Annotated in this window: 12 protein-coding genes; 1 reads left to right on the forward strand and 11 read right to left on the reverse strand. The window is 38.0% G+C overall.

From position 1 onward, the window contains the following. Positions 1-4 precede the first annotated feature (4 nt). The 11 genes from aroE to xerC all read right to left on the reverse strand — a co-directional run bounded on the left by aroE (position 5) and on the right by xerC (position 11,658). Positions 5-829, reverse strand: coding sequence for a shikimate dehydrogenase (gene aroE, locus GJV51_07775; GenBank protein ID QGM25877.1), 825 nt, complete (start codon positions 827-829; stop codon positions 5-7). Further along, complete coding sequence (locus GJV51_07780; GenBank protein ID QGM25878.1) at positions 826-2,748, reverse strand: transketolase; 1,923 nt, start codon at positions 2,746-2,748, stop codon at positions 826-828. The genes aroE and GJV51_07780 overlap by 4 nt, the downstream gene beginning before the upstream one ends. A 379-nt stretch (positions 2,749-3,127) precedes the next feature. Continuing rightward, entirely contained in the window at positions 3,128-3,700 is a 573-nt protein-coding gene (locus GJV51_07785; GenBank protein QGM25879.1) for an aminodeoxychorismate/anthranilate synthase component II, read from the reverse strand. Continuing rightward, positions 3,697-5,061, reverse strand: a complete 1,365-nt coding sequence (gene trpE / locus GJV51_07790) for an anthranilate synthase component I (GenBank protein ID QGM25880.1) — start codon at positions 5,059-5,061, stop codon at positions 3,697-3,699. The genes GJV51_07785 and trpE overlap by 4 nt, the downstream gene beginning before the upstream one ends. Further along, on the reverse strand, positions 5,048-5,824 hold the full coding sequence (locus GJV51_07795) for a tryptophan synthase subunit alpha (GenBank protein ID QGM25881.1): 777 nt from the start codon (positions 5,822-5,824) through the stop codon (positions 5,048-5,050). The genes trpE and GJV51_07795 overlap by 14 nt, the downstream gene beginning before the upstream one ends. Further along, entirely contained in the window at positions 5,821-6,396 is a 576-nt protein-coding gene (locus GJV51_07800) for a phosphoribosylanthranilate isomerase (protein ID QGM25882.1), read from the reverse strand. Before GJV51_07800 ends, GJV51_07795 begins: the two co-directional genes overlap by 4 nt. After that, positions 6,393-7,181, reverse strand: coding sequence for an indole-3-glycerol phosphate synthase TrpC (gene trpC, locus GJV51_07805; GenBank protein ID QGM25883.1), 789 nt, complete (start codon positions 7,179-7,181; stop codon positions 6,393-6,395). The genes GJV51_07800 and trpC overlap by 4 nt, the downstream gene beginning before the upstream one ends. Next, entirely contained in the window at positions 7,178-8,203 is a 1,026-nt protein-coding gene (gene trpD / locus GJV51_07810) for an anthranilate phosphoribosyltransferase (protein QGM25884.1), read from the reverse strand. The genes trpC and trpD overlap by 4 nt, the downstream gene beginning before the upstream one ends. Continuing rightward, complete coding sequence (trpB, locus tag GJV51_07815) at positions 8,196-9,383, reverse strand: tryptophan synthase subunit beta (protein QGM25885.1); 1,188 nt, start codon at positions 9,381-9,383, stop codon at positions 8,196-8,198. Before trpB ends, trpD begins: the two co-directional genes overlap by 8 nt. A 429-nt stretch (positions 9,384-9,812) precedes the next feature. Then, positions 9,813-10,691, reverse strand: a complete 879-nt coding sequence (locus GJV51_07820) for an aldose 1-epimerase family protein (GenBank protein QGM25886.1) — start codon at positions 10,689-10,691, stop codon at positions 9,813-9,815. A 64-nt stretch (positions 10,692-10,755) separates the two neighbouring features. Next, a complete protein-coding gene (xerC, locus tag GJV51_07825) occupies positions 10,756-11,658 on the reverse strand; it encodes a tyrosine recombinase XerC (protein ID QGM25887.1) in 903 nt (300 codons plus the stop codon). A gap of 140 nt (positions 11,659-11,798) precedes the next feature. On the opposite strand from xerC, the gene GJV51_07830 reads away from it, so the two are divergent. After that, complete coding sequence (locus tag GJV51_07830; GenBank protein ID QGM25888.1) at positions 11,799-12,239, forward strand: hypothetical protein; 441 nt, start codon at positions 11,799-11,801, stop codon at positions 12,237-12,239. The last annotated feature ends 31 nt before the right edge of the window (positions 12,240-12,270 follow it).

Below are 12,270 nucleotides of genomic sequence, written 5' to 3' on the forward strand. Positions count from 1 at the left end.
TGTTTTATTCCTCAATTGTTTTCTTCATAAGTTTTCTGTCCGCCGGCTTGTCGAACCAATACTCAAAGCTCAGCGCTCCCTGATTGACTAACATCGGCAAACCATTTAATGTTACTAATCCACGTTGGTTAGCAGATTTCAATAATGTAGTTTGTTGATTACGGTAAATCATGTCTACCACTAAAGTGTGCTGCGGTAGTAATGCTATTTGTAAATCCGTTAATAGCGTCCGCAGATCATTCATCCCCACGGTGGTGGCATTGATAAGCATGTCGGCACGCTTTAACGCTTTAGTGAGCACCTGATTATCTGCTAAATCCTCTAAATGCCCATTTCCTTCGCTAAGATAACTAATTTCTGTTTTTCGCTCATGCCAATCTTCATGAACTCTATTAAATACAATTAATTCTCTCACGCCATATAGTTTTGCAGTGGCAATCACCGACCTAGCTGCTCCACCAGTTCCTAAGACAATTACCGTTTCTTTGGATTGATTGGAACTAATACTTTGCCAAAAACCATCCCCGTCTGTGTTAGTACCAACTAGACGTCCCTTGATATTTTTAACTGTATTTACCGCATGAAGGCGCTGAGCAATTGGCGATAATTCATCTAAATATTGAATAATTTCATTTTTAAACGGTGTCGAAACATTGAATCCGCCTACGTGAAGAGCTTTTAGCCCGATAATAGCCTCTTCAAGTTTTTCTGGTGAAATGTCGAACGCGTGATAGTGTGCATCGATACCATACTCCATAATCATCTTATTTTGCATTTGTGGCGAACGTGAGTGTCCGGCCGGATGCGCGATTAACCCATATAAAGTCATGATAGCTCCTGTGTGATTTTATCGGCGATATCCTCAGGATTAAATCCGAATTCATCAAGAGCTATTTGTGCTGCCGCACTCATACCAAATTCATCAATACCAAATACTATGCCATCATTGCCAGCAATTCCTTGCCAACCTAATGTTGTTCCTGCCTCTATTATGACATTTTTTGTCCCCATTTCGGGGATAATTTGTTGCTTTTTATCATTATCTAATGCTAAGAATCGAGATAGATTTGGCATAGAAACAACGTTTGAGGGTTGTGATAGTAATTCACTCACCTTCTGTGCTATTTGAACTTCGGATCCTGTAGCAATCAAGTTAATTTTAGCCTCGTCATGATGACTTATTTGTGCTGCGCCATTTTCAAGTGATTGTTTCGCTTGATCTTTATTGCCTTGAATGCCGATTTCTCCACGACTTAAAATTAAGATTGTTGGTCGATCAGTTGACATCAAAGCTTGCTGCCAAGCACCGGCTATCTCTTCAGCTGTGCCTGGACGTAATACATCCACACCAGGAATCAGGCGAAGCCCCATCAATTGTTCAACCGGCTGATGTGTCGGTCCATCCTCACCAACAGTAATACTATCATGAGTAAAAACATAAATACTTGGTACATGTTGTAAGGCACTCAAACGGATAGCTGCTTTCATGTAATCCGAAAAAGCTAAGAATGTAGCACCGAATACTTTGGTACCACCATGTAAAGCAATACCGTTCATTACCGCACCCATACCAAACTCACGCACGCCAAACGCAATATTTCTGCCCAATCGATTATCAGCATTGAACAATGATGAATCGACTACTTCAGCATTAGTCGATGCTACTAAATCAGCTGATCCACCCCATAACTGTGGCAATTGTGCCGCAAAATGTTGTAACACATATTTAGAAATTTTCCGCCCTGCTTGTATTTTTAAATCCGCAGGGAGCTCAGGTATCGTTAACGAATTTTTAGTTGAAAACGCTATGTAGTCCGTTAATTCGTCATTCAAAGGACGTTTTTGATGCAAAAGTCTATTCGAAATTTTAGCACGCATGTCTTCAAGTAAGTTACTTGGTAATTCAAAGTTCTGTATATGAACGTCTAGTGCTGATGCAAGATCTTGCAATTGTTGACTATCTAACGGTGTACCGTGGGCCTTGTTAGTACCAGCGAATGGTCCAAAATCCCCAATAATCGTTTTCACGGCAATCAGTGTGGGCTCAGGAGACATTTTAGCATTTTCAATTGCATCATGAATAGCTTCTAAATCATTACCATCGTTGACCTCCCGTATATCCCACCCATAACTAGCAAAACGCGCTAGATTATTTGATATATCTGATCTTGGCTTCAAACCATCAAGACTGACGTCATTATCATCATATAGAACAACCAACTTACCGAGCTTTTGTTGACCAGCGAGCGATGCTACTTCATGACTCACCCCCTCCATTAGATCTCCATCACCAACTAACGCAAATGTAAAATGATTAATTACTGAGGGGAATTGGCTATTGAGTTTCGCTTCAGCCATTGCCATACCGACCGCCATACCTAATCCTTGACCAAGTGGTCCAGTCGTTGCTTCAACACCCGGTGTCAAGCCAACCTCTGGATGTCCAGGCGTTTTTGAGTGTGGTTGTCGAAATTCTGACAAGTCTTGGGCTGATAAGTCAAATCCAGCGGCATGTAAGGTTGCATAGAGTAATGCAGCACCATGACCTGCAGACAGAACGAAACGATCACGATTAATCATATTAGGATTTTCTGGATCAATATTAAGTTGATTTGCATACAACTCATATAAAATCGGCGCAGCACCTAAGGCGATACCCGGATGTCCGGAACCAGCCTTGCTAATCATTTGGTTAGACAGTAACCTCAACGACTGAATTGTTTTTGTTGACAAAGATGATATTTCCATGAGATTCTCCTTAAATAAAAATCGTACTAAGTGAGTAAACACCTAGTACGATTTAACAGAAAATTCCACTTCTGAAAAATAAAAGTCACTAAGTGTTTACTATTAACACTTAGTGACTCAACCTTGAAAAGCTTCTGGTCGCTAAGTGCGTCGTAACCGACGCACTTGCAATGCGACGGTTCTACATAAACCAGAAGTAGTAATAACTATTATTTTTCAAGACTTTGTTGTTCATAATTTTTCTCATTCCTATTGATGTAATTAACTATACATTTATTTATTATAAATGTCAACAGTTTATTAAAATAAACTTCATTACACTATTAATTTCTCATGAAAAAGTTTTTTACTCTGGTTTTAAATTTAATTATTATAGTTTTTATTTTGCTTTTTCAGTTAATGCTATAAATTTTTCGATCATTGTTGATCCCATCGGTGTGCCAATGGATTCTGGGTGAAATTGGAAGCCAAACAGCGGCAAACTTTTATGTTGCATAGCCATTATTTCATCGTCATCCTGTGCAATACCAACCACTTGGAAATCTTTTGGAAAGTTTTCTTTATCAAGAATGAGGGAGTGATAGCGCATAATTTCAACTGGTCCCGTGCTCAGTAAAGACGCTGTTTCTGCTGTTAGCATATCAGAAACCTTACCATGACGAATAACAGCTGCCTGCTTAACATGACCACCAAAAACTTCACCAATAGCTTGGTGACCTAGACAAATACCCAACATTGGTTTGCTGTTGGCATAACACCTAATCATGTTTTCCATTTCTCCTGCTTGATCAGGCTTCCCTGGGCCGGGCGAAAAAATAATTCCGTCAGCTTTATCAGCAGTTGAATACAGTTTCTGATCATCGTTTCTTAAAACAACTAAATCAGTTTTTGTGCCTACAATTTGTGCTAAATTATATGTAAAAGAATCATAATTATCTACAATTAAAATCATACATCCCCTCCAACACGCAACAAAGCTTTAGCCTTGTTAAGCGTTTCTTGGTATTCATTTTCTGCTATAGAATCATAGACAATACCAGCACCCGCTTGTACATATCCTTTGTTATTTTTAACAATCATTGTTCGAATTGCAATGGCAAAATCCATCTGGTTATCACGAGATAAATAACCAATTGCACCTGCATAAACACCTCTTTTAACGGGTTCCATTTCATAAATACGTTCTAGCGCACGAACCTTGGGCGCGCCAGAGACAGTTCCAGCTGGTAATGTAGCTTTCAAAGCTTCGATAGCAGGTGTGTGTGCCTTTAATTTACCACTAACTTCAGAAACCAGATGCATGATATAACGGTATTTTTGAATTTCTAACAACGTTGTGACTTTAACACTGCCATATTCAGAAACTTTGCCAAGATCATTGCGTCCAAGATCAACTAACATACGATGTTCTGCTAGTTCTTTCTCATTTGTTTTTAACTCTTTAGCTATAGCAACGTCTTCTGTTAATGTTTGTCCTCGTCTACGCGTTCCCGCAATTGGATTAGTAGTTACTTTCTCTCCTCTTACCGTTACCAGGCTTTCTGGGGATGAACCAATAATTTGATAATCGCCGTAATCCATATAATACATATATGGTGATGGATTAGTACGACGAAGTTGTCGATAAAAATCAAACGGTTTGTCCCGAAAGTCAAAACTAAATCGTTGCGACGGAACCATTTGAAACATATCGCCTTCTTGAATTAATTCTTTCGTACGATTAACGATATTTTTAAATTGCTCGGGCGTCACATTTGATTTTGGATTTAATTCATGTAACTTTACCGAAACAAGCTCATCAGCCACCGGTAATTTTAACTTATTTTCAATTGCAAGAACGACGTGTTCTAAGTTTTGACGCCCCGAATAAACATTATCAACGACAATTTTTATTTTTTCTTGATGATGATCGAAAATAACAAAAGTTTCATATAAAAATAAATGGCTGTCGGGCATACCCAAATCATCTTTGGGTTGGCCTTTTAGTTTTTCATAACAAGCAACTGTATCAAAACCTACATAGCCAATGGCACCTCCTTGAAACGGTAACTCCTCTACAGGCTGCTCTTCCACAACTGCTAAGTTTTGCAATGCCAGTAAGGGGTCTTTACTTTCGCTAGTTTGACCATCAATAGTCACCAGCATGCCGTTTGTCTTAAACTCATGGACAGGATCAAGTGCGATAATTGAATAACGTGATTGCTCACTATTTGTAGGTACAGATTCAAATAAAAAACTGTGTTCTCCGCGCAACCGAAAATAAGCACTGATTACTGTTAGAGTATCCGCATCAATTGTCTTAATTTTGCGCATGCCGCGCTCCCTTCATGTTTTTAATAAAATCTCTCAAATAGGATGTAGCATCCTCTGGGTGATCTTCAATAATTTTGACAAGTGCTGAACCAACAATAATTGCATCAGCAGATTTAAATTGTTTTGCCTGCTCATATGTCGTGATGCCAAAACCAACTGCAACTGGCAAATCTGTTAGACGCTTAATTTTAGTGACAATCTCATCAGCTTCATTTGACAATTCACCTCTAGAACCCGTTATTCCTAAGGAACTAACGACATATATAAATCCAGAGGCCCGTTCAACAATTTTCGGCAAACGATTTCCTGATTGTAATGTTACAAGTTGAATAAAGTCGCGGTCATACTGGTGGGCAAGTTTCAAAAATTCATCTTGCTCCTCCATAGGCATATCAGGTATAATGACACCCTGAATATCTAACGCTTCCATTTTACTGAGAAACTTTTCGTATCCATATTTAAATACTGGATTTGTATATGTTAGAAAAACTAAAGGTACATTCGTGTGTTTGCGAACTTCAGTAACCAAATTAAACACATCAGCTGTTGTTGAACCGTTTTCAAGAACCTTTTGGTCAGCATTCATGATAGTGGGACCATCGGCACTCGGATCACTAAAAGCAATGCCGATTTCAATAAGATCTGCACCAGCCTCAGCCATATCAACAATATATTTTGCACTCTTTTCAAAATCTGGATACCCAGCTACTGCGAAACCAATAAAAGCATTTTTATTTTGTAATGCTTGTGAAATTCTAGTCATTTATTACTCCTTGCTATGCGAACCACTTCGCGCATCTTTTCTAAATTTTTTACACCGTTATATTCTATCCCTGAACTAATATCAACAACTTCTGGTTTTAACAAAGAGATTGCCTGTTGTAAATTATCAGGTGACAGTCCTCCAGCTAAGAAATCTAATGATTGTATTGGTCGAAAATTTTCCCAATCAAATGTTTTGCCAGTGCCCGCCCCTGCATCAATCATACGTCGCACGGCTTGTGTTTTATACTGATGGTCAGGCTTCATCACTTTAATAACCGGTAGTCCTGCTTTTTGAATTTTATTAATTTCCTGTTCTGACTCACTGCCATGCAATTGAACCATTTGAATAATCTCTTTATATTGCAAAATCTGATCTACCTCTTGATTCAAGAAAACACCAACTAATGGTATTTTGTCATCCAATTGCAAACGTATTTTTTGAGCAAGTGCAAAAGATACCGATCGTCGTTTGTTAGGAGCCAAAATAATGCCAGCTAAATCAGGTTGAACTTCATTCAAATAATCTATATCTTGTAAACGAAAATTCCCACATAATTTAACTAGCGTCATTTTTCACCTCTTAACTGCTGTATAACCGCTAATTTATTTTCAGCTTTCATGAACGTCTCACCAACTAAAATACCGTCAACACCAATCTGTTCAAGAGCAGCAACATCTGATCGATTCTTTATACCGGACTCTGAAATAAAGAGAATGTCTGATGGCACTAATTGCCTTAAGCGCTTAGTGTTATCAAAATCAACCGTGAAATCTTTTAAATTACGATTGTTCACACCAATAATTCGTGCATTTGCTTTTACTGCTCGGAGAATTTCTTCTTCATTGTGTGCTTCTACAATTGCTGACAATCCTAATTCGTCTGCTAAAGATAGATATTCTTTTAATTGTTCATCTGTTAAAATGGCAACGATTAATAAAACGATTTGCGAACCAGCTAATTTAGCCTCGTAAATCATGTATGGATCAATTGTAAAATCTTTGCGTAATACGGGAATTGTAGAATCTGCTGCAACTGTTTTTAAAATCTCAAGAGATCCCTTGAAATAACGCTCTTCTGTCAAAACACTTATTGCATCAACGCCTGCCGTCTTATAGTCTTTTGCGATTTCTTGATAATCAAAGGATGAAGAAGGTACAATTTGTCCTTTCGATGGGGATGCTTGTTTAATTTCGGCAATAACCGATATCTTTTGTTGTGATAAATTATTTTCGAAAGGAAATTCTCTTGAAACTGTGATTTGTGACGCTTCTTTTTGTAAGTCATGAAGTGATTTTTGAGCTTGACGCACCAACATATTTTGATGTGTTACTGCTACTAGATCGTCTAATATCATGCTATCACCGCCCTAGAAGATACCCGCAGCGCCTCTAGTTGATCTAATGCTGCTCCACTAATCAAAGTTTCTCTAGCTAGCTGAATAGCATCATCAATGGATGTCGCTTTTTTTGCAATGAATAATGCTAGCGCAGCATTTAAAATTGCAGTATCTGCCATAGGACCCGTAATTTCCCCTGTCAAAATATGCTCCGTTATTTTAGCATTCTCATTTGGCGTACCTCCCTGTAAGGATTCAATAGAAACGTACTCAAAGCCATAATCTTGTGGGTCGAAAATAGTCTCTCTAATATGACCATCTGATAATATGGCCAAATCAGTTTTAGTTGTTAACGTTACCTCATCTAAACCATCTTGTCCATGAACCAATATGGCTTCTTGAACGCCTAACTCTGACAATACATTTGCTAGCGGCACGAGCAACTCTTTTGCGTATACCCCTACCAACATTGTACGTGGACGTGTTGGATTAGTTAACGGTCCAAGAACGTTAAAAATAGTACGAAATCCTAGATTTTTACGAATTAATCCAACATATTTCATTGCTGGATGAAACGAGCGTGCGAATAAAAACGTTTGTCCAGCCTTTGCTAAGACATCAGTCGCTTGTTTTGGCGTTAAATCAATGGCGACCCCAAGTGCTTCCAAGGCATCCGCTGTACCGGACTTAGAACTAGCAGCGCGATTTCCATGCTTAACAACAGGTACTCCTGCACCAGCTACAATAAAACTAGCTGTTGTTGAAATGTTGAATGTACCGGATAAATCACCACCGGTTCCGACAATATCCATTGCCTCAAATTCGGATGGCATTGTCTTTGCATGTTCAATCATGGCTCGTGCCGAACCAACTATTTCAGAAATTGCTTCTTTTTTTACGGCTAATCCCATTAAATAAGCTGCAATTTCAGGATCAGACACTTTACCGTCCATAATATCGTTCATTACTTTTTGTGCCATATCATCTGTTAAATTTTTTTGCACGAGCAAAATTTTAAGTGCTTCTTGAATATTACTCATGAATATCAACCCCTTTATACCGAGCTATCGCAGCAACATCTTTGTCACCTCTACCACTCAAATTAACCATGATTTGTTGATCTTTTCTCATTTTTGGTGCTAATTTCATTGCGTAGGCTACTGCATGTGCACTTTCAATTGCAGCAATTACACCTTCTGTTTTTGCAATATATTCAAATGCAGCAACTGCTTCATCATCTGTAATCGGTACATAACTTGCTCGGTGGATATCCTTTAGATAAACATGCTCCGGTCCAATTCCAGGATAATCCAATCCTGCAGATATACTGTAAACTGGGTCAATTTGCCCATCAGTTGATTGCAAAAATCGAGACTTCATACCATGGAAAACGCCTTTTGAACCTAGTGCCATAGTGGCAGCCGTTTGATCAGTTTTTACGCCTTTCCCAGCAGCTTCAACACCTATTAATTCTACTTCTGCATCATCAATAAACTTCGCGAAGGCACCAATTGCATTAGATCCACCACCAACAGCAGCAATAACAGCGTCTGGCAGTTTTCCAGTCATTTCTAAGAATTGCTTTCTGGCTTCCTCACTTATAACCGATTGGAAATATTTAACCATTTCTGGGAAGGGATATGGGCCAACTGCTGAACCAAGTACATAAAAAGTATCATCGATTCTTTTTGTCCAATCTTGAAAAGTTGCGTTCACTGCATCTTTTAAGACTTGTGTTCCAGTTGTCACTGCATGAACTTTAGCCCCTAGTAGCTCCATACGATAAACATTCAACGCTTGTCGCTCTGTATCCTCCTTACCCATGAAAATTTCTGCTTCCATACCAAACAATGCTGCAGCAGTGGCCGTTGCCACACCATGTTGTCCAGCACCCGTTTCAGCAATTAAACGTGTTTTACCCATTTTTTTGGCAATTAATGCTTGCCCCAAAACGTTGTTAATTTTATGCGCCCCTGTGTGATTTAAATCTTCTCTCTTTAGATAAATTTGCGCACCACCTAAATCTTTAGACATGTTTTTTGCATAATATAACATCGATGGTCGGTTCGCATAATTATCGAATAGATCTTTCAATTCACTTTTGAAATCTGGATCTTCTTTGTATCTGTTGAATGCCTCTGTGACTTCATTAATTGCCGGCATTAGTAATTCTGGAACAAATTGTCCCCCATATTCTCCGTAATAACCTTTTCTTGTCATCTTATTCCTCTTTCTTTAAGCAAACAAAAACCGTCCTGAAAAATTTGCTTTTGCAAAAATTTCAGGACGGTTTTCCCGCGGTGCCACCTGATTTCGTTTAAATCAAATGGTACTCAAAAATCCCACTCGAGTTAAAACGCGTCTCAACAGTTATCTAACAATAACCTGATCACTTACGTGGATCTTACGTTTGGCAGTACTTGAGATTGCTCTCGTTCAACCAACCCTCAACGGTCCATTTGCCATGCTGCGTTCGGCCCTACTTCCAGTAACAAGGGCTCCCTTTACGTGCACACATGGTTTGATCTCCGTCTCATCAGTTTATGACGTTTTTAAATTACTATTAGTTTAAAACATTATGGCAGATAATGCAACCTTTTTTCTTAATTCTAATAAAAAAGCATTAATACCAGTGTATCAATGTTTTTATTAGAAAAATTGTAAGCTATAGGTACCGTTAAATGTATCACCAGCAGCTAACACATTCGAACCAAATTTCTCTTTAAAGTTGCCTGTTGCATCTACCGTATCAGCCAGACCCCACCATGGTTCAAGCGCAATAAATGGTGCTTGTTTACCAGCAGGTGTCCAAACACCAATAAATTGTGCGTTATCTAGTGTCATACGCAATCCATGCTGATTAGCCAAACGAGCCAACAAAAACGATGTTTTTTGTCGATTGAGTTTCAAAATAATCGCATCATCATGATAGTCTTCTTGACGCAAGCGTAGCGGAATACTAGCATTAAAGGGCGTAGGGTGGTTTGGATTAGAATACGGTCCGACTAGGCGCACACGATCATATATTTTTTCAGGTTCAATTGACAGATAGTAGTCTGAAAACTTTCCGCCATCAAGTGGTAAATTAAAAGCTGGATGCCCACCGACACTAAAGAATAAGGTTTCTTCCTTATCGGGATTATGTACAATATAAGCAATATGTAATGTGTCATCCTCTGTTAATTCATAACTGATATCTAATTGAAACTTAAAAGGATAAACACGTTGCGTTGACTCAGAATCAACAATACGAAAAACAGCTTTATTGTCGCTCTGTTCAACAACATCAAATAGCATGTTGCGTGCAAAACCATGTTGGTTCATATAATATGTCTCGCCTGCAACTCTAAATTGATCACCACGTAATCGACCCACGATAGGGAACAAATTTGAAGCATGTCGTCCCCAATATTTAGGGTCTGCAGTCCATATATACTCTAACTCAGCATTTTTATGCCAGACACTTGTCAATTCAGCGCCTTCTGGGTTAATTTTTACAATGAGGTGTTTATTTTCTAGCGTTATCATAACTTTTATTTTACTATCTTTTCTTAGATTTGTGAAGCGTTTAATAAAGGATTTTTGTAACCGTTTACTTATTGGCTCGCGGAAAGAAATTTTGATAATTTTTTTGTAAACTTTCTCGCGTCACGTGAGTATACATTTGCGTCGTTGACAAATTAACATGGCCTAAAAGTTCCTGAACCGTTCTCATATCTGCCCCACGATTAATTAAATGTGTCGCAAAAGTATGACGCAACATGTGTGGATGAATTTTACCGGTCAGTTCAGAATGTTTCATCATTTGGTTTAAAATGTAGGTAATACCTGCCGGTGTAATTGGTTCGCCACGATGGTTTACAAATACATATTCATGTTCTTGATTTACCGTTAATGATGCACGTAAATCTGTAATGTATTCTTTCATTATATTTTCAGCAAAATGCCCAAAAGGTACATAACGATCTTTATTTCCTTTACCATGAATGAGCACCAAACGCTGTGAAAAATCTAGCTGGGATAATGTCAGTCCAGCAATTTCAGCTACTCTTATGCCAGTAGCATACAAAAATTCAAGTAAAGCCGCATTACGCTCCCATAAATAATTTTCATGATTGTAAGCCACCTCAAAAAGTTCATGCAGTTCATCTTCGTAAAAAAATTCTGGCAATTGATTCTGATGTTTCTTTAATGAGACACTATCAAATGGATTATCAATAGCAAAGTGATTAGTAATTAAAAATTGGTAAAACATGCGCAAACTGCTAATCTTTCTTGAAATCGTTGCACGTGCCAACTTTTTTTCATATAAATCATTCAAATAGACACGTACATCTAAAGCTTGAATGTCTTTAAATTTTGTAAATCCACCATTTTCATGTAAATAGTTCTTAAATTCAGCTATATCTGTCAGATAAGCTTTCAGAGTTTGCGGTGAATATTGGCGTTCTGATTCTAAATAATCATGATAAAGTTGTTCTTCACGTGTTGTCATACCTTCATTATACTATCTATTGAAAAGATTAAGAACAATTAAATTTGTTTGCAATCATATAAACTCACCCAAATTTACCTTAAGATGTCGTATAGTAAAGTTAAGACTTACAATTAACGTTGAAGATATGGAGATTAAATATGAAAGTACCAATATATAGCCCCATAGAGCAATTACGTGATCACGTAATGAAATTACAAAACAAGGCAATGGTTAATATTGCTAATTTCCGAAAAAATGTCTTAAAAAATCGAGATGACCGACGTAAACGAATAGCTAAGTTAGCCAAAACACGTGAAATTTCTATTGTTCCTTATGAATCAACAGCCAGAGCCGTTGACACAAACAGCTTCGCCTATGCCTTAGAAGCCTCAATTACGGAGAGTGCAACACCGCAAAAAAAGCATTTTACCATTTCATATTATGTTAAAAACTTCTTCTATCACCCACTTCGTGTGTTATCTACTGTCATTATTCTAATTTTGTTAGTTTATATTGCGATTATGTTTTCTAAGGCCGTTTCCACAAATCAACATCCAATTACTGAAACACGGACACACCAATCTAAAAATACAAAATAAAAAAGTTGCGATGATTTTTATCGCAACTTTT

It is taken from the genome of Leuconostoc mesenteroides subsp. mesenteroides (assembly GCA_009676745.1).
Lineage (GTDB): Bacteria > Bacillota > Bacilli > Lactobacillales > Lactobacillaceae > Leuconostoc > Leuconostoc koreense.

Coding starts and splice junctions, on each gene's coding strand:
- aroE (QGM25877.1), bottom strand. CDS start 829: ATGACTTTATATGGGTTAATCGCGCATCCGGCCGGACACTCACGTTCG.
- GJV51_07780 (QGM25878.1), bottom strand. CDS start 2,748: ATGGAAATATCATCTTTGTCAACAAAAACAATTCAGTCGTTGAGGTTA.
- GJV51_07785 (QGM25879.1), bottom strand. CDS start 3,700: ATGATTTTAATTGTAGATAATTATGATTCTTTTACATATAATTTAGCA.
- trpE (QGM25880.1), bottom strand. CDS start 5,061: ATGCGCAAAATTAAGACAATTGATGCGGATACTCTAACAGTAATCAGT.
- GJV51_07795 (QGM25881.1), bottom strand. CDS start 5,824: ATGACTAGAATTTCACAAGCATTACAAAATAAAAATGCTTTTATTGGT.
- GJV51_07800 (QGM25882.1), bottom strand. CDS start 6,396: ATGACGCTAGTTAAATTATGTGGGAATTTTCGTTTACAAGATATAGAT.
- trpC (QGM25883.1), bottom strand. CDS start 7,181: ATGATATTAGACGATCTAGTAGCAGTAACACATCAAAATATGTTGGTG.
- trpD (QGM25884.1), bottom strand. CDS start 8,203: ATGAGTAATATTCAAGAAGCACTTAAAATTTTGCTCGTGCAAAAAAAT.
- trpB (QGM25885.1), bottom strand. CDS start 9,383: ATGACAAGAAAAGGTTATTACGGAGAATATGGGGGACAATTTGTTCCA.
- GJV51_07820 (QGM25886.1), bottom strand. CDS start 10,691: ATGATAACGCTAGAAAATAAACACCTCATTGTAAAAATTAACCCAGAA.
- xerC (QGM25887.1), bottom strand. CDS start 11,658: ATGACAACACGTGAAGAACAACTTTATCATGATTATTTAGAATCAGAA.
- GJV51_07830 (QGM25888.1), top strand. CDS start 11,799: ATGAAAGTACCAATATATAGCCCCATAGAGCAATTACGTGATCACGTA.